Origin of the sequence: Luteibacter sp. 3190 (assembly GCF_031456385.1) — a bacterium.
Lineage (GTDB): Bacteria > Pseudomonadota > Gammaproteobacteria > Xanthomonadales > Rhodanobacteraceae > Luteibacter.
This window is the reverse complement of record NZ_JAVDUO010000004.1, coordinates 345,538-371,717: the sequence shown is the minus strand read 5'-3', so window position 1 is coordinate 371,717 and position 26,180 is coordinate 345,538. Positions and strand designations below refer to the sequence as shown.

17 protein-coding genes and 1 pseudogene are annotated in these 26,180 nt (G+C 68.3%); 9 read left to right on the top strand and 9 right to left on the bottom strand.

The annotated features are described in order from the left end of the window. Window positions 1-266: 266 nt before the first annotated feature. Window positions 267-710 (top strand): DUF192 domain-containing protein, encoded by a 444-nt coding sequence (locus tag J2X58_RS17270; RefSeq protein WP_310049810.1) that lies wholly within the window; start codon window positions 267-269, stop codon window positions 708-710. 257 nt (window positions 711-967) lie between these two features. On the opposite strand, the gene J2X58_RS17265 is transcribed toward J2X58_RS17270, so the two are convergent. Then, on the bottom strand, window positions 968-1,159 hold the full coding sequence (locus J2X58_RS17265; RefSeq protein WP_090057151.1) for a rubredoxin: 192 nt from the start codon (window positions 1,157-1,159) through the stop codon (window positions 968-970). Between the two features lie 96 nt (window positions 1,160-1,255). Between J2X58_RS17265 and thiE the strand changes: the two genes are divergently transcribed. After that, window positions 1,256-1,900: a thiamine phosphate synthase gene (gene thiE / locus J2X58_RS17260; RefSeq protein ID WP_310049807.1), complete on the top strand. Its 645-nt coding sequence runs from the start codon at window positions 1,256-1,258 to the stop codon at window positions 1,898-1,900. Beyond that, entirely contained in the window at window positions 1,900-3,177 is a 1,278-nt protein-coding gene (hemL, locus tag J2X58_RS17255; RefSeq protein WP_310049805.1) for a glutamate-1-semialdehyde 2,1-aminomutase, read from the top strand. The genes thiE and hemL overlap by 1 nt, the downstream gene beginning before the upstream one ends. Window positions 3,178-3,222: 45 nt before the next feature. Here hemL and J2X58_RS17250 read toward each other — a convergent pair whose 3' ends face one another. The 6 genes from J2X58_RS17250 to J2X58_RS17225 form a co-directional block, all read right to left on the bottom strand. Then, window positions 3,223-4,473, bottom strand: coding sequence for an acetylornithine/succinylornithine family transaminase (locus tag J2X58_RS17250; RefSeq protein WP_090057157.1), 1,251 nt, complete (start codon window positions 4,471-4,473; stop codon window positions 3,223-3,225). A gap of 430 nt (window positions 4,474-4,903) precedes the next feature. Continuing rightward, window positions 4,904-6,169: a sigma-54 dependent transcriptional regulator gene (locus J2X58_RS17245; RefSeq protein ID WP_310049802.1), complete on the bottom strand. Its 1,266-nt coding sequence runs from the start codon at window positions 6,167-6,169 to the stop codon at window positions 4,904-4,906. A gap of 285 nt (window positions 6,170-6,454) precedes the next feature. Then, complete coding sequence (locus J2X58_RS17240; protein WP_310049801.1) at window positions 6,455-7,273, bottom strand: NAD(P)-dependent oxidoreductase; 819 nt, start codon at window positions 7,271-7,273, stop codon at window positions 6,455-6,457. Between the two features lie 10 nt (window positions 7,274-7,283). Continuing rightward, window positions 7,284-7,886 carry an LON peptidase substrate-binding domain-containing protein gene (locus J2X58_RS17235; protein WP_090057164.1) on the bottom strand — a complete coding sequence of 201 codons (603 nt, stop codon included), beginning with the start codon at window positions 7,884-7,886 and terminating at the stop codon, window positions 7,284-7,286. Between the two features lie 10 nt (window positions 7,887-7,896). Then, window positions 7,897-9,267 carry a UDP-N-acetylmuramate:L-alanyl-gamma-D-glutamyl-meso-diaminopimelate ligase gene (mpl, locus tag J2X58_RS17230; RefSeq protein WP_310049798.1) on the bottom strand — a complete coding sequence of 457 codons (1,371 nt, stop codon included), beginning with the start codon at window positions 9,265-9,267 and terminating at the stop codon, window positions 7,897-7,899. Between the two features lie 42 nt (window positions 9,268-9,309). Then, the gene (locus tag J2X58_RS17225; protein WP_310049795.1) at window positions 9,310-9,891 is read right to left on the bottom strand and encodes an adenylate kinase; all 582 of its coding nucleotides are present in this window, start codon (window positions 9,889-9,891) and stop codon (window positions 9,310-9,312) included. A gap of 205 nt (window positions 9,892-10,096) precedes the next feature. On the opposite strand from J2X58_RS17225, the gene J2X58_RS17220 reads away from it, so the two are divergent. After that, a complete protein-coding gene (locus tag J2X58_RS17220) occupies window positions 10,097-11,353 on the top strand; it encodes a 6-phosphofructokinase (protein WP_090057170.1) in 1,257 nt (418 codons plus the stop codon). A 39-nt stretch (window positions 11,354-11,392) separates the two neighbouring features. On the opposite strand, the gene J2X58_RS17215 is transcribed toward J2X58_RS17220, so the two are convergent. Beyond that, window positions 11,393-12,811, bottom strand: a complete 1,419-nt coding sequence (locus tag J2X58_RS17215) for a UdgX family uracil-DNA binding protein (protein ID WP_310049792.1) — start codon at window positions 12,809-12,811, stop codon at window positions 11,393-11,395. A 77-nt stretch (window positions 12,812-12,888) separates the two neighbouring features. After that, window positions 12,889-14,034: pseudogene (locus tag J2X58_RS17210) on the bottom strand (putative DNA modification/repair radical SAM protein); the annotation flags it as partial. A 91-nt stretch (window positions 14,035-14,125) separates the two neighbouring features. On the opposite strand from J2X58_RS17210, the gene J2X58_RS17205 reads away from it, so the two are divergent. From J2X58_RS17205 to J2X58_RS17185, 5 genes are all read left to right on the top strand, one after another. Then, window positions 14,126-15,412: an amidohydrolase family protein gene (locus J2X58_RS17205; protein ID WP_310049790.1), complete on the top strand. Its 1,287-nt coding sequence runs from the start codon at window positions 14,126-14,128 to the stop codon at window positions 15,410-15,412. A gap of 149 nt (window positions 15,413-15,561) precedes the next feature. Then, window positions 15,562-15,984 (top strand): RcnB family protein, encoded by a 423-nt coding sequence (locus tag J2X58_RS17200; protein WP_090179502.1) that lies wholly within the window; start codon window positions 15,562-15,564, stop codon window positions 15,982-15,984. A gap of 12 nt (window positions 15,985-15,996) precedes the next feature. Further along, the gene (locus J2X58_RS17195; RefSeq protein WP_310049788.1) at window positions 15,997-16,368 is read left to right on the top strand and encodes an RcnB family protein; all 372 of its coding nucleotides are present in this window, start codon (window positions 15,997-15,999) and stop codon (window positions 16,366-16,368) included. Window positions 16,369-16,424: 56 nt separating this feature from the next. Further along, window positions 16,425-23,849, top strand: a complete 7,425-nt coding sequence (locus tag J2X58_RS17190) for a SpvB/TcaC N-terminal domain-containing protein (protein WP_310049786.1) — start codon at window positions 16,425-16,427, stop codon at window positions 23,847-23,849. Window positions 23,850-23,949: 100 nt separating this feature from the next. Then, window positions 23,950-25,998, top strand: a complete 2,049-nt coding sequence (locus J2X58_RS17185) for a sodium-translocating pyrophosphatase (RefSeq protein ID WP_090057187.1) — start codon at window positions 23,950-23,952, stop codon at window positions 25,996-25,998. Window positions 25,999-26,180 lie beyond the last annotated feature (182 nt).

Here is a 26,180-nt window from a genome sequence, read left to right as displayed (position 1 = left end):
CTTTCGTTGATGCCCTCTGAACATTTCGTCCCGAGGTGAGCCGCCCATTCTATATCGTTTTTCGTTTCCGTCAACACCCTCGTGAAACTTTTTTTTCGAGGTGGTTGGTGAAGCCGAAGAACTGTCGCGTGGGTGACTTTCGTCGCGACCAGGAGGAGAAGTATAGGGCCGGGCCGAAGGTCTGTGAAGGGGTTTTCGACATCTTTCTGAAAAAAAGTGACGAGGTAGACTGCCCGCATCTCCTCACACTAATAAGGTGTCTTTCGATGCTCACGCGCGTGCTTTCCGTCGCCCTCTTCCTGGCGCCCCTTGCCGCCACCGCTGCGACGCCGCCGTCGGTGACGCTGCATGGCGCGCGGTTTTCCACCGAATTCGCGACGTCGGACGCCCAGCGCGAGCGCGGACTCATGTTCCGCACCGAGCTGAAGCCCGATCAGAGCATGCTCTTCATCTTCCCCGACAGTCAGCCGCGCGCGTTCTGGATGAAGAACACCCTCATCCCGCTCGACATCCTGTACTTCGATGGAGCGCGCAAGCTCGTGGCGATGCAGCTGAACGCGCAGCCGTGCAAGGCCGATCCCTGCGCCATCTATCCCAGCGACGGGCGCGACGCGGCCTATGTCCTGGAAGTGGCCGCCGGCACCGCGGGCAGGCTGGGGCTGAAACTGGGCGAGACGCTCGCCATCGAGGGCGCCCCGCCCTCGCGCTGAGCGGCCGAGAGTCCGTGTTCGCAGGGCACGCCCACGTGGTAAGGGACGAGCGACGCCGGGTCGAGCCCGGCCAGTTCGTCCCACTGGTCGTCGAAGGGTATGAATCGCTGCATCGCCGCTTCCTCCACGTCATCGGCGCACGTTACGTGCGCCACGGGATCATGGAAGCAGGTTTTCCTGCGTTATCGCTGGCGAAATGGGGCGAAACGATGTCAGCCCCATTCCCGCATCGGTGCGGCTCCCGGCCGCATCCGCCGTCAGTCGATCTCGACGAGCTCGAAATCGTCCTTGGTCACGCCGCAGTCCGGGCAGGTCCAGGTGTCGGGGACGTCTTCCCAGCGCGTGCCCGGTTCGATGCCGTCTTCCGGCATGCCCAGCGCTTCGTCGTAGATGTACCCGCAGACGACGCACATCCATTTGCGCGTTTTGGTGTCGGTGTCGTTGCTCATGGCTTCGCGTACTGTCGTGGAGCGGAAAAGTCCCTCATTCTGTCACCCCCGGGCCGAAGGCGGTAGCACGGCCCCGTCACGCTTCAAAGGATGCCCATGAACGCCTTCTCCCGCGCCGCCCGTCTCCGCGGCGGTGTCTACGCCATCACCGACGGTCCGCGCGACGACCTTTTCGCCGCCGTCGAGGCCGCCCTCGCCGGCGGTGCCAGCCTCCTGCAGTACCGCGACAAGACCCATGACGCGGCGCGCCGACTCGCGGAGGCCAGCGAGATCGCCAGCATCTGCGCGCGGTACGGGGTGCCCTTCGTCGTGAACGACGACGTCGCACTCGCTCGCGAGACCGGTGGCGGCGTGCATCTGGGGCACACCGACGTCTCCATCGCGGTCGCTCGCGCGGAACTGGGTCCCGACGCGATCATCGGGGTTTCCTGCTACGGCTCGGTCGATCGCGCACGGCAGCTGCAGGCGGAAGGCGCGGATTACATCGGCTTCGGCGCGATGTATCCCTCCACGACCAAACCCCACGCCGCGATCGCGCCGCACGACGTATTGACGCAGGCGAAGACGCTGGGCCTTCCCGTCGTGGCGATCGGCGGCGTCACGCCCGACAATGGGCGGGTGCTGCTCGAGGCGGGCGCGGATTACCTCGCCGTGGTGTCCGCGATCTTCGCCCAGCCCGACATCCAGACGGCGACGCGCCGCTTCGCCGCTCTTTTCGAATCCCGTTCCGGAACCCTTTGATGACCACGAACCACGAACTCTTCGAACGCGCCCAGACGTTGCTGCCCGGCGGCGTGAACTCGCCCGTGCGCGCCTTCCGGTCGGTGGGCGGCGAGCCCTTCTTCACCGCCCGCGCCGACGGCCCGTTCCTCTGGGACGTCGAAGGCAAGCGTTACATCGACTACGTCGGCTCCTGGGGCCCGATGATCGTGGGCCACAACCATCCCGCCGTGCGCGAGGCCGTCCAGGCCGCGGTGCTCGACGGCCTCTCGTTCGGCACGCCCTGCCCCGCCGAAGTGACGATGGCGGAGACGATCGTGTCGCTCGTGCCGTCGGTGGAGATGGTGCGCATGGTCAATTCGGGCACCGAGGCCACGATGTCCGCCATCCGCCTGGCCCGCGGCGCCACCGGCCGCACGAAGATCGTGAAGTTCGAAGGCTGCTACCACGGCCATGGCGACAGCTTCCTGGTGAAGGCGGGCTCGGGGGCGCTCACGTTCGGCGTGCCGACGTCGCCCGGCGTGCCGAAGGCCGCCGCGGACCTCACGCTGACCCTGCCGTACAACGACTTCGCGGCGGCCGAGGCGCTGTTCGCCGAGCACGGCGACGACATCGCGGGCCTGATCATCGAACCCGTCGCCGGCAACATGAACTGCATCCCGCCGAAGGACGGCTACCTGCAGGCGTTGCGCGAGCTGTGCACGAAGCATGGCGTGCTGCTGATCTTCGACGAGGTGATGACCGGTTTCCGCGTCGCGCTCGGCGGCGCGCAGGCGCACTACGGCATCACGCCCGACCTCACCTGCTTCGGCAAGATCATCGGTGGCGGCATGCCGGTCGGCGCGTACGGCGGCCGGCGCGACCTGATGGCGCAGGTGGCGCCCTCGGGTCCGATCTATCAGGCGGGCACGCTGTCGGGCAATCCCGTGGCCATGGCGGCGGGCCTGGCGATGCTGACGCTGATCCAGGCTCCCGGTTTCCATGAGGATCTCGCGCGCCGCACCGTCCGCCTCACCGATGGCCTGCTCGCCGCCGCGCGAGACGCCGGCATTCCCTTCAGCGTGACCCGCGTCGGCGCGATGTTCGGGCTGTTCTTCACAGGCGAGCAGGTGGAAACGTACGCGCAGGCGACCGCCGCCGACGTCGGCCGGTTCAACCGGTTCTTCCACGGGATGCTGGAGCGCGGCGTGTACCTGGCGCCGTCGGCGTTCGAGGCGGGCTTCGTGTCGAGCGCGCATGGCGACGCGGAGATCGATGCGACGATCGCTGCCGCGCGCGAGGTGTTCGCGACGTTGTGATCATGCCGCCCCGGTCCCGTGGGCGGGACCGGGGCGGCAGGCCGATCAGGCGACCTGCGCTTCCTTGACGAAGGCGGCGAGGGTGTCGTGGAGGCGCTGGAGGCCTTCCGCGGTTTCCTCGTCGGTGATCGTCAGCGGCGGCACGATGCGCAGGACATCCGGGCCGGCCTGGAGGATCAGCAGACCGTGGGCCGCCGCGATATCCAGGATTTCGCCCGCGCGTCCCTTGTACGCCGCGTCGAGCACCGCGCCGATCATCAGGCCCCGGCCGCGCACTTCCGAGAAGACGTGGAACGCGTGGTTGAGCTTCGTCAGCCCCGCGCGGATGTCGTTCGCCTGGCGCTCCACGTTCAGCAGCACCGCCGGCGAGGCGATCTTGCGCAGCGCCACCAGCGCCACCGCCGCGGCCATCGGGTTGCCGCCGAAGGTGGTGCCGTGCGCGCCGAACTGCATGACGTCGGCGACCTTCGGACCCGCCAGCATCGCGCCGATCGGGAAACCGGCGCCCAGCGCCTTGGCCAGCGTGACGATGTCGGGCGTGACGTGATCGTGCGAATGGGCGAACAGCGTGCCGGTACGACCCATGCCGCACTGGATCTCGTCGAGCACCATCAGCGCGTCGTGCGCGTCGCACAGTTCGCGCACCTTCTTCAGAAACCCGGGCTCCGCCGGCATGACGCCGCCCTCGCCCTGCACGGGCTCGAGCATCACCGCGGCGACGCCGCCCTGGGCGAAGGCGCCTTCGAGCGCGGCGACATCGTTGAACGGCACGTAGCGGAAGCCGCCCGGAAGCGGCTCGTAGCCTTCCTGATACTTGGGCTGCGCGGTCGCGGTCACCGACGCGAGCGTGCGGCCGTGGAACGAGCCCTGGAACGTGACGATCACGCGGTTGTCCGGCGTGCGGCCCTGCGCGGCGGCCCACTTGCGCACGAGCTTGATCGCGGCCTCGTTGGCCTCGGTGCCCGAATTGCACAGGAACACGCGCTCGGCGAACGGCGCGTGCTCGACGAGCTCCTGCGCCAGGTGCAGCGGCGGCTCGGTGTAGAAGACGTTGCTGGCGTGCCAGAGCTTGTGCGCCTGCGCGACCAGCGCGGCGACGAGGTCCGGATCCTGGTGGCCCAGCGAGTTCACGGCGATGCCTGCGCCGAAATCGAGGTAATCCCGACCCTGCGTATCCCACACGCGGGCGCCCTTGCCGTGATCGAGCACGACATCGCGCGGTCGATAGACGGGCAGCCAGTAACGCTTGCCCAGGCCCGTGAGTTCGGAGGGATCGACAGGATGCGACGACGACATTGGAACGACTCCCGGTGCCGGCCGCAGCGCCGGAACCCTTGCAGGAACGGATGGAATCGCACGGTACGCTCTGCGGTCCGACATCGATCCGAATCCCGCGGGGCAGCTTCCGGCGTGGCCGGAGCATGCGCGCGTGGGACATGCATCGTATAAGGCGCGGGCGGCGGCGACAACGCGCTCCGTGTAGCGCCCCTGCAACGGCGTGTTACACGCCGCTTTCAGAGGCCATGGGGCCTCCCGCGACCGCGCCGGAGAAATTCCTTGCGAATCAAAGCAACGCCCGGGTGGCATGGGGCTTGCTCCCCTCGCCAGTGAGGCGCCCCACCGGGCGCCGCGTGGTTCGCTCGTCCAGCGCCCTGCCAGCTGGGCGGCGAATGGGAACTCCCGGTCCCCCAGAGGACCGGGAGTTTTCTTGTCGGACGACGTGCCTTCAGCGCAGCTGGTCGAGGGCGAGTTGATGCTTCTTGCAGAGGCGGTACACGGTGACGCGGGACACGCGAAGGCGCCTTGCGCACTCGCTGATGTTGAACGCGCTGGCCCGGAGGCAGTCGACGATGGCCTCCCGTTCGGCGCAGGTGCGCGCGCTGCCGAGGCTGTCTCGTTCGCCGCCCGGCGTGTCGACGCTGAGCTCGAGGTCGTCGGGGGTGATCAGCGCGTCGTCCGCGATCACGGCGGCGCGCTGCACGCGGTTCATCAGCTCGCGCACGTTGCCGGGCCAGCTGAAGGCGTTGAGCGCCTTGCGGGCGCTGGTGCTGAAGGCCCGGGCCCGCGTCCCGTAGTTTTCGCGGAAGGCGTCGAGGAAATGCTGGGCCAGCAGCTCGATGTCGCCGTTGCGCTCGCGCAGCGGCGGCATGCGCAGCCGCAGCACGTTGAGTCGGTAGAAGAGATCTTCGCGGAACCGGCCCTGGGCGACGGCCTTTTCCAGGTCCACGTGCGTCGCGGCCAGCACGCGCACGTCGACGCGGATGGACTGGCAGCTGCCGATGCGCTCGATCGTGCCCTCCTGCAGTACGCGCAGCAGGTTGGTCTGCGCGTCGAGCGGCAGGTCGCCGATCTCGTCGAGGAACACGGTGCCGCCATCGGCGGACTCGAAATGACCGATGCGGCGTGCCGTGGCGCCGGTGAACGCGCCGCGCTCGTGCCCGAAGAGTTCGGACTGCACGAGATTGGCCGGAAGCGCACCGCAGTTGATGGCGGCGAACGGTTTCGCGTTCCGCGGCGACAACTGGTGCAGCGCGCGCGCCGCCATCTCCTTGCCCGTGCCGGTCTCCCCCGTGATCAGCAGCGGGAGCTCCACCGGCGCGAACTTGCGGATGTTCTGCGAAAGCGCCCGGATGGCGGGACTGTTCCCCGTGAGCAGGTTGGGGGCATCGTCGTCGTGCGCGGGCTCGCCATCGCCGGGCACGCGCATCAGCGCCTGGCGCAGCGCGCCGAGCGACGAGGTGCCTTCGATGATCTCGAACGCGTGCGGCAGCACGTGACGCACGCCGGGATCGGCGGACGGCGTCCGCGCGCCGGTCAACCCGATCCACGCCATGCCGGGGTGCGCGTCCCGCAATCCGGCCAGGATCCGCACGGCCGCCTGGGCGCTCGCACGCAGATCCACCACGGCGATGGCGGCATCGCCGCATTCGGGCAGTTCGCCCGGTTGCCGCGCCGGATCGGCGACCAAGGTGCGCCAACCGGCCCGGATCAAGCCGAAATGTTCTTCAACGCTCGGTCTGCCGATCCAGACGACGCAACGACCCGTCGATTCCCCGCGCGACATGCCTGCTCCTCACCCGTTCTCGTGGCCTGCTGCCGGCTTCGCGGGTACACCTGACGGACCCGCCGCCGGCACCCCCTGCAGGCCGGCAAGCCCCACTTGCCGCCTTCCCTTTGGCGGGAAGCGACCGTGGATCGACGTTACCCCGGCTTGCCGAAAGCGGCCATACGCCAAACGGGCTAGCCTGTGCGCGGCTTTTCTTGGCTGCCGCGGTAGCTACAGAAACAGATCCGGGAGCAGGGGCTGGCCCGGCGCCACGGCATAGCGCTCGAAATCGTCCACGCCTTCGGCGCGGAGCACGTCCTCGTCGATGAAGAACCGGCCCGTCGCCGCGCGTGAGGGTTTCGTGAGGATCGCATGCGCCGCGTCGGCCACGATCTCCGGCGTGCGGCAGTTCTCCACGCGCACGCTCTCGCCGAGCATGGCGACGGCTGCCGTGGCGATGACCGTCTTCGGCCACAGCGCGTTCACCGCGATGCCGAGGGGTTCGAATTCGGGCGCCATGCCGAGCACGCAGTGGCTCATGCCGAACTTCGCGATCGTGTACGCCACGTGCGGCGCGTACCACCGCGGATCGATGCTCGGCGGCGGCGAGAGCATCAGCACGTGCGGGTTCGCCGCGTGCTTCAGGAACGGCAGGCAGGCCTGCGTGGTGAGGAACGTGCCGCGCGTGTTGACCTCGTGCATGAGGTCGAAGCGTTTCATCGGCGTGCCTTCGACGCCCGCCAGCCAGATCGCGCTGGCGTTGTTCACCACGATGTCGATGCCGCCGAAGCGTTCCGCCGCCGTGGCGGCCGCCATGCGCACTTCCGCTTCCTCGCGGATGTCGACCTTCAGCGGCAGCGCGGTACCGCCGGCGGCTTCGATTTCCGCGGCCGCGGTGTGGATCGTCCCCGGCAGCTTCGGGTTGGCCACGTTGCTCTTGGCCGCGATGACGATGTTGGCGCCGTCGCGCGCGGCGCGCAGCGCGATCGCCAGGCCGATGCCGCGCGAGGCGCCGGTGATGAAGAGGGTCTTGCCGGCCAGCGTGGTCATGGCGTGTCCTTCAGGCGCGCTGGAATCGCGGCAGGATGTCGCGCAGTTCCGCCAGGCGTTGCAGCGGGTCGTCGAGTTCGAGCATGTGCTGGCATTCGTCGGGATCGAGCGGCAGCAGTTCGGACAGGCGGTAGCCGACCCAGCTCGCGTCGTCGAGCCGCTGCGCCACGTCGTGGCGCCACGGCGGCATCATCTGGTCGGCGAGGCGCTCGAGGATCGTGGCGAGCAGGCCGAACTCCGCTGGCAGCGGAAGGACTTCCTCCGCGCGCCACAGCGCGATGTCGCCGCGCACCTGGCCATCCGATCGCACCCGCGTGCGCGTGACGCGGAAGCGCAGGCCGCCTTCGGCGACGATGCCGAGCAGGCCGTCCTCGCGCGTGTGGAAGTCGGTGATGGTGGCCAGCGTGCCCACGGCGGCCGGCACGGCGGGCTGCCCCGCCTCGCGGCCTTCGAGGATCATGCACACGCCGAACGACCGACCTGTCCGCGCACATTCGCGCACGAGGTCGATGTAGCGCGGCTCGAAGATCCGCAGCTGCAGGTGGCCGCCCGGGAACAGAACGTTCGACAGCGGGAATAGCGGGAGGTCGAGGTCGGGCTTGGTCGCGGCCATGCCCGCCAGTCTAACCCGCGCCGAGCGCCGCGAAGAAGCGCCGGGGCGCGCTTTCGAAGCCGCCGTTCGACATGAAGACGACATGGTCGCCGTCGCGCGCCTCGCCGGCCAGCGTATCGACCAGCGCGTCGACCGAGCCGACCGTCGCGCCGCGCCCGTCGAGCGCGCCGGTGACCCTGGCGGCATCCCAGGGTAGCTCGGGGCGGTGCAGGAAGACGACGCGGTCGGCGTCGGCGAGCGACGGGGCCAGCGCGTCCGCGTGGGCGCCCAGCCGCATCGAGTTCGAGCGCGGTTCGAGGGCCACGAGGATGCGCGCGTCGCCGACCTTCGCCCGCAGCCCCGCGAGCGTGGTCGCGATGGCGGTGGGGTGATGGGCGAAGTCGTCGTACACCGTGACGCCGCGAGCGACGCCGATCGTCTCCATGCGCCGTTTCACGCTCGCGAAGGTCGCGAACGCCGGCAGCAGCGCGGCAGGATCGGCGCCCGCGGCCGCGGCGGCGGCCAGCGCCGCCAGGGCGTTCATCACGTTGTGCCTGCCCAGCGACGTCCAGCGGACCTCGCCGAGCGCCTCGCCACCACGGAGCACGCGGAAGTGCGAGCCGTCGGCGGCGATCAGTTCGGCGCGCCAGTCGCCACGGTCGATGCCGAAGGTCTCCACGGGCGTCCAGGCACCCATCGCCAGCACCTCGGCGAGGTGGACGTCTTCCGCGTTCACGATCAGGCGTCCGTTGCCGGGCACCGTGCGCACCAGGTGGTGGAACTGGCGCTGGATCGCCGCGACGTCCGGGAAGATGTCCGCGTGGTCGAATTCCAGGTTGTTCAGAATCGCGACGCGCGGGCGGTAATGCACGAACTTCGAGCGCTTGTCGAAGAACGCCGAATCGTATTCGTCGGCCTCGATGACGAACGGCCGTCCCTCGCCGCGACGGGCGGAGACGTCGAAGTTGCCCGGCACGCCGCCGATGAGGAAGCCCGGCGCCAGCCCCGCCGATTCCAGCAGGTGCGCGAGCAGGCTGGTCGTCGTCGTCTTGCCGTGGGTGCCGGCCACGGCGAGCACCTCGCGCCCGCCGAGCAGGGTCTCGCCGAGCCACTGCGGACCGGAGATGTAACGCATGCCCTCGTCGAGCATGTACTCCACCGCCGGGTTGCCCCGCGTCATGGCGTTGCCCACCACGACCAGATCGGGCGCGGGCCGCAGATGCTCCGCGCGATAGCCCTGCATCAGCCCGATGCCGAGGCTCTCGAGCTGGGTGCTCATCGGTGGGTAGACGTTGGCGTCGGAGCCTTCGACCTGGAGGCCGAGTTCGCGCGCGAGCGCGGCGACGCCACCCATGAAGGTGCCGCAGATACCGAGGATATGGACGCGCATGACTACGGACACCCGGGAGGTGGGTGGCCCGCCGCGACGGCGGGCCGGTAGGGATCAGGCGCTGGCGGCCTTCGTGCCGTCGAGCACGGCCTTGATGCGGGCCGTAACCTCGTCTAGCTCGCCGACGCCGTCGACGACCTGGAGCTTGCCGCGCTTCGCGTAGAACTCGGCGACGGGCGCGGTCTGGTCGGCGTAGATCGCGAGGCGCTTCTTCACCGTGTCCGGATTGTCGTCAGGGCGATGCTCGGCTTCGAAGCGGACGACGCAGCGATCCACGATGGCCTCGTTCGGCACCTCGAGCTTGATCACCACGTCGAGCGGCTGCCCGATCTTGGCCAGCACGCCGTCGAGCGCATCGGCCTGCGCCAGGTTGCGCGGGTAGCCGTCCAGGATGAAGCCGGGCTTCGCGTCGGGCTCGCCGAGGCGGTGCTCGATGATGCCCAGCATGATGTCGTCCGGCAGGAGCTGGCCGGCATCCATCAGGCTCTTCGCCTTGTTGCCGAGCTCCGACCCCGCCTTGATCTCGGCGCGCAGGAGATCGCCGGTGGAAATGTGCGGGATGCCCAGATCCTGCTTGAGGCGGGCCGCCTGGGTGCCCTTGCCCGAACCGGGCGCGCCGAATAGCACGAGTCGCATTGATGCTCCATTTCGCCGGACGTTCGGGAAAAATCCCCTGTCGGGCACGATAAAAATGGGTCTCAAGGTAACGGCACGGGCGCCGCCGCGTCAAACGGACGACACGGGCGAGGTGTACGGGGTCCCGGGTGTCGACCCTTTCAAGGCATCGCGACGCGTGGCGCGCTACGCTGGCCCTCCCGAGCTGACTTACAGGATGCGAAGCATGGCCGCCGGCAAACTTCTCTACGCCCAGTCGGGCGGTGTCTCCGCCGTGATCAACGCCACCGCCGCGGGCGTCATCGAGACCGCGAGGGACAAGGGCATCGTGGTGTACGCCGCCCGCAACGGCATCCTCGGCGCCCTGCGCGAGGAACTGATCGACACCTCGAAGGAGGCCAAGGCCAACATCGCGGCGCTGAAGCACACGCCCGGCGGCGCGTTCGGCTCCTGCCGCTACAAGCTGAAGTCGCTGGAGGAGAACCGCGCGGAGTACGAGCGCCTGATCGAGGTGTTCAAGGCGCACGACATCCGCACCTTCCTCTACAACGGCGGCAACGACTCCGCGGACACGGCGAACAAGGTCTCGAAGATCGGCCAGGCGCTCGGCTACGAGGTCAACTGCATCGGCGTGCCGAAGACGATCGACAACGATCTCGTGGTCACCGACACCTGCCCCGGCTTCGGCTCGGTGGCGAAGTACACGGCGATCGCCGTGCGCGAGGCGAGCCTGGACGTCGCCTCCATGATGGATACCTCCACCAAGGTCTTCATCATCGAGGTGATGGGCCGGCACGCCGGCTGGATCGCCGCGGCCGCCGGCCTCGCGGGCTCCTCCGCCGGCGATCCGCCGCACGTGATCCTGTTTCCGGAGAACGTGTTCGATCCGGAGGCGTTCCTGGCGAAGGTGAAGGCCACGGTCGAGAAGGTGGGTTATTGCACCGTGGTCGTTTCGGAGGGCGTCAAGGACAAGGAGGGCAAGTTCCTCGCGGAGTCCGGCGCGCGCGACGCGTTCGGCCATGCGCAGCTCGGCGGCGCGGCACCCGTGCTGGCCGCGCTGGTGCGCGAGAAGCTGGGCTACAAGTACCACTGGGCGCTGCCCGACTACCTGCAGCGCTCCGCGCGCCACGTGGCGTCGAAGACGGATCTGGACCAGGCCTACGCGGTCGGCAAGAAGGCCGTCGAATACGCGGCGGAAGGGCTCAACGCCGTGATGCCGGTGATCGTGCGCACCTCGGACGAGCCGTACAAGTGGAAGATCGAGGCCGCGCCGCTGGACAAGATCGCCAATCACGAGAAGAAGATGCCGAAGAACTTCATTTCGAAGGACGGCTTCGGCATCACCGCCGCCGCGCGCCGCTACCTCGCGCCGCTGATCCAGGGCGAAGCACCGCCGCCGTACGGGCCCGACGGCCTGCCGGTGTACGTGACGCTGAAGAACACGCCGGTGACGAGGAAGCTGAAGAAGTTCGCGGTGGGGTGAGGCACGCTGGGGCGCTTTCGCTGGTTACATCGTGTCGCCTCAGCCCAGCACGTCGTGCATGAGCGACAGATCGCGGACGAAGTCGGCGTAGCCGGCTTCGCGCGCCTCGTGATCCGGCAGGCGCAGGAGGTACGACGGATGCACGGTCGCCATGGCGCGGCGGCCGTCCGGAAGATCCAGCCATTCGCCGCGCTGCTGCATCAGCCGGAACGACGCGCCGAACACCGCCTGCGCGGCCATCGCGCCCAGGCAGACGATCGCCTCGGGCTGGATGCGGTCCAGTTCCGCCGCCAGCCACGGCCGGCAGGCGGCCTGCTCCTCGGCGTTCGCGCGCTTGTGTAGCCGCACCTTTCCGCGCGGCTCGAACTTGAAATGCTTGACGGCGTTCGTGACGTAAAGCGCGTCGCGTTCGACGCCCGCCTCGCCCAACGCGCGGTCGAAGAGCTTGCCCGCGGGCCCGACGAACGGCTTGCCGGCAAGGTCTTCCTGGTCGCCCGGCTGCTCACCGATCACGACGATGCGGGCATGCACCGGGCCGTCGCCGAACACGGTCTGCGTCGCGGGCTTCCACAGATCGCACGCGCGGCAGTCGCGCGCCTGCCGGCGCAGCGCGGCGATGCTGCCTTCGGGCGCGTCGACGGCCGCCTTCTGCAAGGGCGTGATCTTCTTCCTCGGCACCGTCGGCTGGTTCTTCACCATGGCCTGCATCCTCGGCAGCGCGTCGCGCACCAGTTCGGGGATGAGCCGCGCTTCCGGCAGGTTCTTCCAGTACTTCACCGGCATCTCGCGACGCATCGCGTCCACTTTCAGGCGGGCCGGATTGAAGATGCTCGCGTAATACGTGCGCCAGAGGTCTTCCAGCGCGTCGTCCGACGGCGCATCCGCGCGACTCGCGCCCGGCCCGATGGAGAGCGTCTCGCCATCCCAGTGCGCGCTGCGTGACGGCGTGAGCAACGACCAGCGCATGCCCGTGAACCGACGGACGAAGAACGGCGCCACGCGCGACACGATGTCGTGCTCGGGCTCGAACCAGGCCACGTAGATCGTCGCGTCGCCGAGAGGCACTTCGCGGAAGCGCACGAACGCCTTCATCTTGTGCATGTCGCGATTGACCTGCTTGATGCACGTGTGCGCCCAGGCGACGTCGTCGTCGGTGGCGATGCGCAGCAGGGCCTTCTCGCCGTGCGTCATCCGCCACAGCATGCGGTAGAGCGTCGCGTGGCGACGCGGGTCGCGGTGCGCCAGCACCGTGTCGGCAAGGCCGAGGAACGCGCGCGGCACGGCCGGCGTCGTTTCGCGCACGGGCGGAGGAAGGGGCGCGTCGTCGCCGAACAGGCCACCCGACGCGCCGGTCCGCCATTCGACCTCCGCGGGATCGACGTCGGCGAGCAGCAGCGTGCGCGCCTTCGCGCGCCATTCGGCCGTATCGGACGGATCGTCCAGCGTGACGACGAGCATCGTCAGCCGAAAAGATCCGCCTGGGCGGGAACGGCCTCGCGCAGGTCGTGGCGCAGGAACACGCTCTCGCGGTCGCCGCGCGGGCGATGGTCGATGGTTTCGACGAAAGGCGCGACCTTCTTCACCGGCACGCGGAGGCGCACGAGGTCGTCATAACGGATGCGTCGGTGCGCGCGCATGGCGATCAGGCGGTCGACCGTCTTCACGCCGAGTCCCGGCACGCGCAGCAGCATCTCCCGGGACGCGCGGTTGAGGTCGACGGGGAAGCGCTCCCGGTGACGCAACGCCCAGGCGAGTTTCGGATCGACGTCGAGCGACAGCATGCCGTCGTCACCGGGCGGCGCGATCTCGTCGGCGCCGAAGCCGTAGAAGCGCATCAGCCAGTCGGCCTGGTACAGGCGATGCTCGCGAACCAGCGGCGGCGGCTTCAGCGGGAGCACCTTCGACGCATCCGGGATCGGACTGAAGGCCGAGTAGTAGACGCGGCGCAGGTGGTAATTCGTGTAGAGATTCGTGCTCGCCGTGAGCACGTCGCGGTCGCTCGCCGCGTCGGCGCCGACGATCATCTGCGTGCTCTGGCCGGCGGGCGCGAAGCGCGGCGCCTTCTTTTCAGCCTTGGCCTCGTCGATCGACAGGCGCAGCCTCCCCATCGCGCTGCGGATGTCGCCCAGATCCTTCTCCGGCGCCAGCGACTTGAGGCCGCCCTCCGTGGGCATCTCGACATTGATGCTCAGGCGATCGGCCCATCGGCCCGCGGCGTCGATCAGTTCGGGCGACGCGTCGGGAATCGTCTTCAGGTGGATGTAACCGCCGAAGCGATGCTCCGTGCGCAGCGTGCGCGCCACGCGCACGAGCTGCTCCATCGTGTAGTCGGGCGACTGGATGATGCCCGAGGACAGGAACAGGCCCTCGATGTAGTTGCGCTTGTAGAACGCGAGCGTGAGCTCCACCACTTCCTCGACGGAGAAACGCGCGCGACGCACGTTGCTGCTGCGCCGGTTGACGCAGTACACGCAGTCATACACGCAGAAGTTCGTCAGCAGGATCTTCAGCAGCGAAATGCAGCGGCCGTCCGGCGCGTACGCATGACAGATGCCCATGCCTTCCGTGGAGCCGATCCCGCCGGTCTTCAGCGAGTTCCGGCCCTTGCCGCCACTGGACGAGCAGGAGGCGTCGTACTTCGCGGCGTCGGCGAGGATGGCGAGCTTTTCAGTCACGTTCATGGCTAAGGGAATGGTGCCAAAACGACGCTTCACCTGCGTGAAGGCCGAAGGGCAGCGGGTATCATGGCCGTTCCTCCCCGGAGCCCTTTCCATGGACCTCATCATCCGCCACGCCACCCTGCCCGACGGCCGCACCGACGTCGACATCGGCATCGAGGGAGGGCGTTTCGCGGCGATCCAGACGGCGCTGCCGGCGAAGGGGGCCGAGGAGATCGACGCGCAGGGGCGCCTGGTCGCGCCGCCGTTCGTCGATGCGCATTTCCACATGGACGCGACGCTGTCGCTGGGCCTGCCCCGGCTCAACGCGTCCGGCACGCTGCTCGAAGGCATTTCCCTATGGGGCGAGCTCAAGCCGGTGCTCACGCAGCAGGCCCTGGTCGACCGCGCCATGGCCTACTGCGACATGGCCGTGGCGCAGGGGCTGCTCGCGATCCGCAGCCATGTGGACGTCTGCGATGATCGCCTGCTGGCGACGGAGGCGCTGCTCGAGGTGAGGCGGCGCGTCGCGCCCTACCTGCACCTCGAACTCGTCGCCTTCCCGCAGGACGGCCTGCTCCGCTCGGCGAGCGCCAAAGCCAATCTCGTGCGCGCGCTCGACATGGGCGTCGACGTGGTCGGCGGCATCCCGCACTTCGAGCGCACCATGGCCGACGGCGCCGCCTCGATTCGCTGGCTCTGCGAACTCGCGGCCGAGCGCGGGCTGCGCGTGGACATGCATTGCGACGAGTCCGACGATCCGCTGTCGAGGCACATCGAAACGCTCGCGGCGGAGACGGTACGGACGGGCCTGCAGGACCGCGTCACCGGCTCGCACCTCACGTCCATGCATTCGATGGACAACTACTACGTCTCCAAGCTGCTGCCCCTGATCGCCGAGGCGGGCGTGCACGCGATCGCCAATCCGCTCATCAACATCACGCTGCAGGGGCGCCACGACACCTATCCGAAGCGACGCGGGATGACGCGCGTGCCCGAGCTGTTGGATGCCGGCGTCAACGTCGCCTTCGGCCACGACTGCGTCATGGATCCCTGGTACGGCATGGGCTCCGCGGACATGCTCGACGTGGCGCACATGGGGCTGCACGTGGCCCAGATGACCTCGACCAGGGGCGTGGCGCGCGCCTTTGACGCGGTCACGGTCAACGCCGCCCGCGTGCTGGGGCTGGAGGACTACGGCATCGCGCCGGGGCACCCGGCGGACTGCGTCCTCCTTCAGGCGGGGGACGCGTACGAGGCCATCCGGCTGAAGGCGCAACGGCTGCTCGTGGTCCGGCGCGGTCGCGTGCTGGCCCGTTCGCCTGAACGGAAAACAGCGCTGGAGCTGCCCGGACGGCCGCCGGAGCTCACGCTCGAGTTCCGCCCGGGGTCGATTTCCTGAACCGGCCGGTTCAATAGCTGTCGCGTCAATGAACGTCTTTCGCGAGCCTTTCATTCGTAGGACTTCGCGTTCAGGCAGCGCTTCCTAGCATCCGAATCGTCGATCGGCCGCGCGACACGCGGTATGACGATCGGGCCGGGAGACCTCTCATGAAGACGATGCTGCGTTCCGCTTTTGCCGCCCTCGCTCTGCTGACCACGACGATGGCGTTCGCCGACGACCACCACGGTCGCGACCACGACCGTCATGGCCACGATCGCGGGCACGACGACCGCCGCTGGCATCACGACAACGGCTGGCACGGCCATCGCCCGCCGCCCCCGCCGCCGCGTCCGTATTACGGCCATGGTTACTACCACGGCCCGGCGTACTACCACCGTCCGCCGCCGCCGCGCTATTACGGCCACTGGGAGCGCGGACACCGTTACTACGGCCGCAACGTGGTGGTCTACGACTACGGCAGCTACCGCCTGCGCCCGCCGCCGCGCGGCTACCACTGGGTCCGTGAGAACAACGATTTCCTGCTGGTCGCCATCGCGACCGGTGTGATCCTCGACATCGCCACGCGCTAAGGGAGACCTCTCATGAAGACGCTGAGCAAGTTGCTTTTCTGCCTGGCCGCCGCCGGCGCGATCGCTCCGGCGTTCGCCTTCGACCCGCCGCAGCGCCACGACGACCGTCGCGACTGGCATGACGATCGCCACGACGACCGGCATGACGATCGCCGCGACTGGCACGACGACCGCCACGACCATCGCGGCCCGCCGCCGCATGCGCGTCGCTGGGAACGCGGCCACCGTTACGACGGGCGCGTCATCGTGATCCACGATTACCACGAGCGTCACCTGCGCGAGCCGCCACGCGGCTATCACTGGGTGCGCGACGAGGACAACTCGAACGAGTTCCTGCTCGTCGCCATCGCGACCGGCGTGATCCTGGACATCGCCACGCGCTGAAGCGATCCTCCCCGCTCCATCAAAAAGCCCACGCCAGTCGTGGGCTTTTTTTCGCTTTGCCGCTTAGACATGCAATCAGCCGGCGTCGCGACGCCCGGATGAATCGGCAATGCCCTACTCTCCACTTGCAGGCTCTTACTCCACGGATGGAGGCGATGTCGATGATCGCTGGATGGAATGCCCCGGATCCGTATGCGCTTGGCGGACCCGTGTTGACCGCCCCGCCCAGCACGCTCTGGAGCGAACCCGACGCCACCGGACAGACCAGCTTCGAGCTTCCGCTGCCTTTCACATCGTGGCGAGCGGCCCCGGCGCTCCGGTTCGTCTACCGGACCGTGGTCGCGAACGGCGCCTTCGGGCTGGGATGGAACGTCGAATGCGCGTCGATCCGGAGGTACGTTCAACGGGGTACGCCACGGTACGACGACGACGATTCGTTCGTCGGCCCCGGCGGCGAGCTGCTCGTCGCCGCCGACGAACGCGCGGCGGCGTCGTTTCGCGGAGTCGCGCTCCCGCGCGAGTATCGCGTACGACGCTACGTTCCCCAGGTCGAAGGCGCCTTCGACCGAATCGAGCGGTGGACGGCTGGCGAGGACGACTTCTGGCTCGTGCAGGACGCCGCAGGCAACGCGAGCCTGTTCGGAAAGGCGGACGGTGCCCGGCTGGTCGATCCCGATGCGCCCTCCTGCGTCGCCGAGTGGCGCCTCCAGGAAGTCGTCACCGCGACCGGCGATCGTACGTGTTATCGCTATCGCGCCGAGGACGGTGCGGGACGAGCCGACGACGGCCGCGATGCCCGCGCCGCGCGGTACCTCGAGCGCGTGTGCTACGGCAATGTCGTGGCGAGCACCGCACCCTACGGGATGAGCGACCGAACGGACCCGGAGGATGCATGGCACTTCGAGTTCGTACTCGACTATGGCGAACGCGGCGTCGGTGAATCGGCTGGCTATGTGCCCGATGGCGAGTGGCTCGTCCGTCAGGACCCCGTCAGCGATTATCGCTATGGTTTCGAGCATCGGTGCCTGCGCCTTTGCCGCCAGTTCCTCATGTTTCACCGGTTCGCCGCCCTGGGTGACGAACCGGTACTCGTGCGCCGCATGCAGCTCGATTACGACGCATCGCCCAGGCACACGATGCTTCGACAGGTGACCTCGTTCGGGTACGACGACAAGGGGCGCGAACAGGCGTCGGTGCCCGTTTCGCTCACATGGAACGCGTTCGATCCCGGCGAGGGTGACGTTCGCCGCGAACCCGCCTTCGATGGGCGCAGGGGCTGCGATTGCTCGATGACCGACCTCTATCGGGATGGTGTGCCCGGACTACTGTGGCGCTCGACGGTCGGCTGGGTTTATCGCGAACCCGTTCGCGCCGATGGCACCGTCGACGGCATCGACTACCTACCGCCGAAAGCCCTCCGCGTGCCCGCCACCAACAAGCCCGGAACGTCACCCGCCAGCACAGGCATCGCCGGTCCGTGGGAGATGATCGACGCATCCTCCGATGGGAAGTTCGACTGGCTGGTGTCCCTCGATTCGTTCCGCGGTAGCTACCAGGTCGAGGGTCGCGACGCCTGGTCGTCCTTCCGGCCCCTCGACCAGGTGCCCGCGACGGCCGTTCCCGAGCATGCGTACTGGGCTGACGTCGACCGATCGGGCCTGCTAGCGTTGATCGTCGTCCATCGGCGGGAAGTCGTGATCCACCGCGTTACGGCAACCGGCTCCTTCCGGGCGGCCGAACGCGTGCCGCACGACGACGACGATCTTCCGCTGCCTGGCGCCGCGGACTTCATCGGCTTCGCACCGGTCCTCGGCCCTCGTTCGGAAGACATCTTCCGCATACGTACCGATGGCGCGGTCGATGTATGGCCAGGCCTTGGACATGGCCGCTTCGGACGACGAATCGCCTTGCCTGCGCTCGATCTCGGTGGGGGGCTGCGCCCTTCGGACGTGCACGTCGTCGACCTCGATGGCGACGGACTGGCGGACATCGTCTACCGCAGCCCTGCCGGGTTACGCCTCTACATGAACCTCAGTGGCCACGGGTTCGGTACGCCCGTCGTCCGCGCCTGGCCCGAGGGCACCCGATGGGGCCCGGGTTGGAGGCTCGACGTCGTGGACTTCTCCGGACGAGGCGGGCCGACGGCCCTGCTGAGGCCCGCGCCATCCGGCAACGACACGGCGGCGGAGGCCTGGCGTATCGATATCGGCGAGCCTTTCGCACTACGCATGGGGTCGGTGACGAACCACCAGGGGTGCACGACGCGCGTGTCCTTCCGCTCCGGGGCGCAGGAATGGATGGACGAAAAAAAAGCGGGCGCCCAGGGACAGGGCACGCGGCACCCGTTCGTCGACGCGGTGGCCAAACGCGTCACGACCCATGACGAGATCGCCGGCCAGGAACTCCGTCAGGAACACGCCTACCGGCTCGGCCACTTCGATGTCGAGCGCCGCCTGTTCCGCGGATACCGGGACATTGAAACGGTGACATCGAGCGACTCGGAGCCTGTCCTGTCGGTTCGCTGCTGGTACTTCGTCGGGCGCAGGGACATCGATGAAACGCCCCCGGAGAGCCCGATGACGCCCGCCCGCGCGCGGACCCGGTTCACCGAATGGTCCGCCACGGCACAACACGACCTTCCACTATCGGCCGACCCGGCCATCGAAGACAGCGGGTACCGTGCGCTGGCCGGCTTGCTACAGCACCGGCAGACGAAGGCCTGGGTCGCCGGCGACTGGGCGACGACATGCCTCGAAGCGTGGCGCTACCAGGTCCGCCGCACGCGCGTGGAAAACGGGCTTGCGGAAGCATGCTGGCTCCCCCTTTTGCTCGAAAGCGCGGCCACGTCGTTCGACGATGAGGCCTCCTCCGACACGATGACACGCCATGGCATCTTCCTGGACTACGACATCTTCGGATCCTGCTGCCGCGACATCGACATCATCTGCGCGCGGAGCGGAACCGCGACGCTGTCGTCGACATGGGACGAACGGCTGAGAAGCGACTCCTGGGACGACCAGCAGCGTTCCCATTCCTGCATGCAGACACGCTCGATGCCATGGCACCTCGACGGCGAGGAACACTGGCGGCCAGGGTGCCCCGGCGACCGGCGCGTGGATGGATGTCGCCTGTCGGCGGATATTCTCGCCGCGGCCGACATCGCGGCCGAGCGCTTCGAGGGACCCGACGACCCGATAGCGACGGCGACACTCGTCATAGTGTCCATGGAATGCGTCCTTTACGGCACCGGCGAGGATCCGGTGGCGCCTTCGCTCGCGGCGTTGCCTGTGACGACCATGGTTGCGTCCATGGATGCGGACGCACGCCACGACCTGGCCACCGTGCACGGTGAGGCTGGACTGGACGCGCTGCTCGCCGGAGCCGGCCACGTCGCGATGCCAGGGCGCCTGCTACGCCCCGGCGAGGCGTGTTTCGGCTTCGCTACGACACGCGTTGCGTATGATGATGCGCCACGGTTTCATCGCGTCCTTCGCACCTCTCCGTGCGGCACGGTCGACTGGACACACTACGACTACGACGCGGACGGCATGTTCGTGACCCGCATGCGCGATGCGGTCGGCCGCGTCACGGAGGTCGAGTACGACTACCGGCATGTCCTGCCGTGGCGTTCCGTCGATGCGAATGGCGTCGTCCGCGCCATCGCGATGGACGCGTTCGGTGCCACCCGGGCCGAGACGATCCATGGCTCCGGTCTGGACGAGAACGGTGACGTGAAACGACAGGGATTCGACGAGCTCGCCGCCTCTTCGTCGCCCACGCCGATGGCGCCGGCGGAAGCCATCGCGAATCCCGTCGTCGCCCTGGGACGCCTGCACCGGCGGTGGGTCGTCGACGAGTTCGCCTGGTCAGGCGACACGCCGGAACGGCAGCCGGTGCACATCGTGTGCCTCACCGCGGATCGCTATCCCGACGACGCGCGACAACACATCCGTTGCGATGTGGATCATGTCGATGGCGCCGGTCGTATCCTCCGGCAAGCGTCCTCTCGCCTCGACACCGCGGACGCCGCATGGGCGGTGGACGGTGCCATCGACATGAACGCCATCGGGACGGTCCGCCGCGCGTATCGGCCCTTTTTCGCGGACACATGGCGCTATCGCGTACCACCCGAAAATGCACCTTACGACGCGTTTTCCTGGGACCACGAAGGGAGGTTGCTGTCCCGACGTACACCCTGCGGAAACGAATCCCGCATCACCCATCGATGCTGGTACACCGTATTCCGCGACGCGAACTGGTGTGCCAGCGACGACGGGCACGGTGTCGTGCTCGCCGCACCGTCGATGCAAGCGTGCGACAACGGCGGCAGGACGATACGTCGTGTCAGGTACATCATGACGAGCACGCAGGACGCGGGAGTGGCATCCATCGAGCGATCCCTCTTCGCTGTGAACGGGGTCGAAGAGAGCACCTTCGACGCGCGCTCGTTCGCAACGGACCGAGCGGTGCGCACGCATGGCCGCGCGCTCGGCTCCGGACGAGCCTGGAGCGCGGATCACGGCACGACATGGACCCTGCGGAACGACGCTGGCATGCCCGCATGGACGCTGGACGCGCTGGGCGCCACCCGAACCTATGCTTACGACCCCGCAGGCAGGCTTCTCACGGAATCGTTTGACGGCACCGCGCGCCGCACCGCCGTGCGGCATGTCTACGATGCGGCGTACGGAGAAGGAGGGACCAATCTCGCGTACCTTCCCTTGCGCACGTACGACGCGTCGGGGTGCAGGGAGATCGCCGCCGCCTCCATCGAATCGAAGCCGGTCCGGATCGGCTCACGTCTCCTCGCGGGTGACGATCCGCCGGACTGGACCGGCGACGCCATGGACGCGCAGCTCGAGGCGGAGAGCGTTCGCACGGAATACGCGTACGATGCCAACGGACGAGTGCTGGGCATGGGGGATGATCGTGGACCGCGCGTCGCGTTCCGGTATTCCGCGTGCGGTTTGCTGGCGGGCGTAACGCTTTCTGCCGGGGGCGCCGAACACACGCTCGTGGCGTCCATCGAACACGACGCGGCAGGCCGCTGCATCCGGATGTCGACGGGAGGCGGAATGATCCGGCGCTGGGAGTACGACGACGACGGTCGGCGGATCAGGTCGATGGCGCTTTCGCGCGACGGTGCCGTCATCCAGGACACGACGCGTCTTCTGGACCACAACGGCAACCTCGTCGGCCTCGAAGAGCAGGACGGCCGTAACCGCACCTATCGGTACGACAGCGTCGGCAGGATCCTGTCGACCTCAGGATACGAGCATCCGCAAGCCGGCGACGACGGTGAGCTGCCCCCGCTCATCGTCGGTCCCGCGGACGACGGTCGGACGAGGCCTTACACCCGTCGTTTCGTGCACGACGCCGCCGACAATCTTGTCGAGACGATCCACACGTCCGAGGGTTCCGGCGAGCGGCGCCTGCTGATGACGGTGGCACCGTTGTCGAACCGTGCCGTTCCCGCATCCGCCGGCATCGCCGACGAGGGCGTCGACGCCTGTTTCGATGCAGCCGGACGTCTGGCTCGCCTGTGGCCTGCGGACACGCCACTCACCTGGTCAGCGGAAGGCCCCCTTTCCTCGACGGGAGTCGCGGGAAGCGAACACTACGAAACCCACCTGCATGACGGGGCGGGCATACGCCGCCGCCATCGCTGGCAACACGACGGCGTGTCGGGTGAAACGAGGTATGACTTACTCACGCAGCGCCGGACGCGTGGCCCGGAAAGCCGCGTCTTGCTTCCGTTGGCGCTCGATAGCGGCGTGATACGTGTCGGCATCACCCAGGCCGCGGTCGATATCGACTACGAACTCGACGACGATGGTCTGGTGTCCTCGCGAATCGCGGACGCCTCGGGGGCCATGGTTTCATCCGAAGACTATTACCCGTACGGCGGCACGGCGTTCCGTAGCAATCGCGATGCGACGACCGAAGCCGACAAGGCGTATCGCTACAGCAACCGGGAGCGAGATCCATCGGGCCTGCTGGACTACGGCTCCCGAGCCTATGCGGGATGGCAGGCCCGGTGGACGTCACCGGATCCTGTCGGCGACTTCGCCGGCCTCAACGCCTATGCCATGGTGCACGGCAATCCGGTCAACCAGCGGGACGTCGACGGACGCATGACGCCCGAAGAGCGCCGCGAACGGGAGAGGGTGGAAGCGCGATTCGCGCAGCGCCCCGATGTCGCCGCCGCCTTCACGCGATTCACCAGGGCCCTGGACGATTTCGTTCTCGGCCACCTGCGTGCGAATGGTGGCACGCTGCTTCGCAATTACGGGGCGTACGCCGGCTACTTCCTGCCCGCGGGAAGCATGACCCCAGCGGTACAGGCGAGACTGGAGGCCAACCCTCGCCACTACTCGTACACGACGCATTCCGGCTACGGTCGCAATGGCTTCGTGAACACGCCATTGCCGGTCGCCACGCGCGAGGGCGCCGCACCTGGACTCACGACACTTTCCAGCGGTCGACGGGTGGGCGACCAGATCGAATTCACACTGCCGCAGCGCCACGATCCCGGAGCGTCGCAAGCGTTCGTCAGCGATTTCGACGGCTTCGTCGCCGGCGTCAACCGGGCAAATCGCGCGGTCGAAGACGCGAACAGGCGGGCATGGGATTCCGCGACGCGCACCGGTCGCGCGCCCGCACCGCCGCGCCCCGCGACGCCTCCTGCGTTGCACGAACTCACCATCGAACGGATCCGGACGCACCTCGCACCGCACCAGCCAAGGGAGGCGGATCTCCCCGGATTGCTGATCGTCGTGCCACTGCTCCGCGTGAATGGCGTACCTGCGGCTCACGGGGAAGTGCACGCGCTGAACGAGGCGAATTACATTCTGTCGAGCCTGACGCAGGCGCGCGAGGTCGCGATCTTCACCGCCAGAATGCGCGCGTACGAGGATTTGCGCAGCGACGCGACGCTTGCGCAGGTCCAGCGTCGACGCCAGGCGTTCGTCGCCTGTTACAACTGCGATGGCATCATCAGCGGTAGCGCGGACGATAACGCGGGCGCGATCGGAAGGATCACGACAGGACGTGCTCCCGACCAGACCAACTGGCGCTATCCCGTCCAGGAGCCGGGTGGCCGCGGCGATGGAGGAGGAAGCCAGCGATCAGGCTCGACGTCGTCCCGATACAGCCGGGGCAGTGACGGTGCTCGCGGATCCTTCCGGCTACCGGAGCGACCCGCGTCGCGCCATTCTCCCTACAGTCGACCCGGCAGCGCCAACTCCCGACAGTCGGATTCTTCGGCGCGGTCCGGCGCTGCAGGTACGGTGCACTGGCGGCCCTGGGGTGCCGGATCGCCCGCGGGAGGTCGCGACAGTCCGCATGATCGCGGTCGGGACCGTGACAGGGAGGGTGAGAGGCGCCGGGAGCGCGATCGCAGCCGGGAAAGGCGCAGCTCGGGAAGCTCCCGCGACCGAAGCAGGAGCCCGCGCGATCGCGCCGGCCCGTCCCGGCGCTGATCGCCTCGCAGCTTGCGCAGCGCACAACGCCTTCCCTGGGCATCCCTGCCTATACTCGGGCCGGAGCCCATTCGGGCTCCTACAATCCGGGGAGGCTTCGATGCTGCAGCAGTACGGTTTATGGATCGCACTGGCATGTGCGGTCGTCGCGATCGCGTATGGCGCGTTTTCGGTCAGCTGGGTCCTGGCACGATCGCCGGGCAACGAACGGATGCAGGAGATCGCCGCCGCCATCCAGGAAGGAGCCCGCGCCTACCTCAACCGCCAGTACGCCACCATCGGCGTCGTCGGCATCGTGCTCTTCCTCCTCCTCGGCATCTTCCTCGACTGGGGTACCGCGATCGGCTTCGCGCTGGGGGCGGTGCTCTCGGGAGCCGCCGGCTACATCGGCATGAACGTTTCGGTTCGTGCCAACGTGCGTACCGCCGAGGCCGCCAGGAGCGGCCTTTCTTCTGCCCTCGCGGTGGCGTTCCGCGGTGGCGCCGTGACCGGCATGCTGGTGGTCGGTCTCGGCCTGCTCGGCGTCGCCGGCTACTACGGCGTGCTCACGCACATGGGCTACGAGCGCGCGCACGTGCTGCACGCGCTGGTCGGCCTGGCCTTCGGCTCGTCCCTGATTTCCATCTTCGCGCGGCTCGGCGGCGGCATCTTCACCAAGGGCGCGGACGTCGGCGCCGATCTCGTGGGCAAGGTCGAGGCCGGCATCCCCGAGGACGACCCGCGCAACCCGGCGGTCATCGCGGACAACGTGGGTGACAACGTCGGCGACTGCGCCGGCATGGCGGCCGATCTGTTCGAAACCTACGCGGTGACGCTGATCGCCACGATGCTGCTCGGTGGCGTGATGGCGACGGAGGTGGGACCGAACGGCATCCTCTATCCGCTCGTGCTCGGCGGCGCGTCGATCGTCGCATCGGTGATCGGCACGTTCTTCGTCAAGACGCGCGGCGGCAAGATCATGAACGCGCTGTACGCCGGCGTGTTCGTCTCCGCGCTGCTCGCGGCGATCGCCTTCTGGCCGATCACGCAGTCGTTGATGGCCGATTCCGCCTACGGCGCGGGCCGGCTCTTCGGCTGCGCGCTCATCGGTCTCGTGCTGACCGGCGCCATGGTCGTGATCACCGAGTACTACACCGCGACCGAGTACCGCCCCGTGCGGCACGTCGCGCAGTCGTCCACCACCGGACACGCGACGAACATCATCGCGGGCCTCGGCGTGTCGATGAAGTCGACCGCCCTGCCCGTGCTCGCGGTGTGCGCGGCGATCTGGGGCGCCTTCGCACTCGCGGGCCTGTACGGCATCGCCATCGCGGCCACCGCGATGCTGAGCATGACCGGCATGGTGGTGGCGCTCGACGCATACGGCCCCATCACCGACAACGCCGGCGGCATCGCCGAGATGGCCGAACTGCCCGCAGAGGTACGCGGCGTCACCGACCCGCTGGACGCCGTGGGCAACACGACCAAGGCGGTGACCAAGGGGTACGCGATCGGTTCGGCGGGCCTGGCCGCGCTGGTGCTCTTCGCCGACTACACGCACAACCTCGGCCTGCATTTCGGCGGCGCCGACGTGCGCTTCGACCTGTCGAACCACTACGTGATCATCGGCCTGCTGATCGGCGGCTTGATCCCGTACCTGTTCGCGGCGATGGCGATGGAGGCCGTGGGCCGCGCGGCGGGCGCCGTGGTGGAGGAGGTGCGCCGCCAGTTCCGCGAGATCGCCGGGATCATGCAGGGCACGACGAAGCCCGACTACTCGCGCGCGGTCGACATGCTGACCCGTTCGGCGATCCGCGAGATGCTGGTGCCGTCGCTGCTGCCGGTGCTGGTGCCCGTGGTGGTGATCTTCGGCTTCAAGTGGCTGGGCGGACCGGAGGCCGGCGCGCAGGCGCTGGGCGGCGTGCTCATCGGCACGATCGTCACGGGCCTGTTCGTGGCGATCTCCATGACCACGGGCGGTGGCGCCTGGGACAACGCCAAGAAGTACATCGAGGACGGCAACTTCGGCGGCAAGGGCTCCGACGCCCACAAGGCGGCCGTCACGGGGGACACGGTGGGCGACCCGTACAAGGACACCGCCGGCCCGGCGGTGAACCCGCTGATCAAGATCATCAACATCGTGGCGTTGCTGCTGATTCCGCTGCTGTAAGCGAACGCCCGTCGTAGGAGCGCGCCCTGCGCGCGACATGTTTTGCGGCCGTGAGCAACAGGACCCGTCGCTCACGGCGAAAAACTGTCGCGCGCAGGGCGCGCTCCTACTGGGTCGCGGCGCGGGGCATGTCGGAAGTCATGGCCGCGGCGGGGGCCACCTGCGCTAAGGTCGGCCATCCA

Bases quoted from the DNA above. Each gene is read 5' to 3' on its own strand.
- J2X58_RS17270 (WP_310049810.1), top strand. From the start codon at position 267: ATGCTCACGCGCGTGCTTTCCGTCGCCCTCTTCCTGGCGCCCCTTGCC.
- J2X58_RS17265 (WP_090057151.1), bottom strand. From the start codon at position 1,159: ATGAGCAACGACACCGACACCAAAACGCGCAAATGGATGTGCGTCGTC.
- thiE (WP_310049807.1), top strand. From the start codon at position 1,256: ATGAACGCCTTCTCCCGCGCCGCCCGTCTCCGCGGCGGTGTCTACGCC.
- hemL (WP_310049805.1), top strand. From the start codon at position 1,900: ATGACCACGAACCACGAACTCTTCGAACGCGCCCAGACGTTGCTGCCC.
- J2X58_RS17250 (WP_090057157.1), bottom strand. From the start codon at position 4,473: ATGTCGTCGTCGCATCCTGTCGATCCCTCCGAACTCACGGGCCTGGGC.
- J2X58_RS17240 (WP_310049801.1), bottom strand. From the start codon at position 7,273: ATGACCACGCTGGCCGGCAAGACCCTCTTCATCACCGGCGCCTCGCGC.
- J2X58_RS17235 (WP_090057164.1), bottom strand. From the start codon at position 7,886: ATGGCCGCGACCAAGCCCGACCTCGACCTCCCGCTATTCCCGCTGTCG.
- J2X58_RS17225 (WP_310049795.1), bottom strand. From the start codon at position 9,891: ATGCGACTCGTGCTATTCGGCGCGCCCGGTTCGGGCAAGGGCACCCAG.
- J2X58_RS17220 (WP_090057170.1), top strand. From the start codon at position 10,097: ATGGCCGCCGGCAAACTTCTCTACGCCCAGTCGGGCGGTGTCTCCGCC.
- J2X58_RS17215 (WP_310049792.1), bottom strand. From the start codon at position 12,811: ATGCTCGTCGTCACGCTGGACGATCCGTCCGATACGGCCGAATGGCGC.
- J2X58_RS17205 (WP_310049790.1), top strand. From the start codon at position 14,126: ATGGACCTCATCATCCGCCACGCCACCCTGCCCGACGGCCGCACCGAC.
- J2X58_RS17200 (WP_090179502.1), top strand. From the start codon at position 15,562: ATGAAGACGATGCTGCGTTCCGCTTTTGCCGCCCTCGCTCTGCTGACC.
- J2X58_RS17195 (WP_310049788.1), top strand. From the start codon at position 15,997: ATGAAGACGCTGAGCAAGTTGCTTTTCTGCCTGGCCGCCGCCGGCGCG.
- J2X58_RS17185 (WP_090057187.1), top strand. From the start codon at position 23,950: ATGCTGCAGCAGTACGGTTTATGGATCGCACTGGCATGTGCGGTCGTC.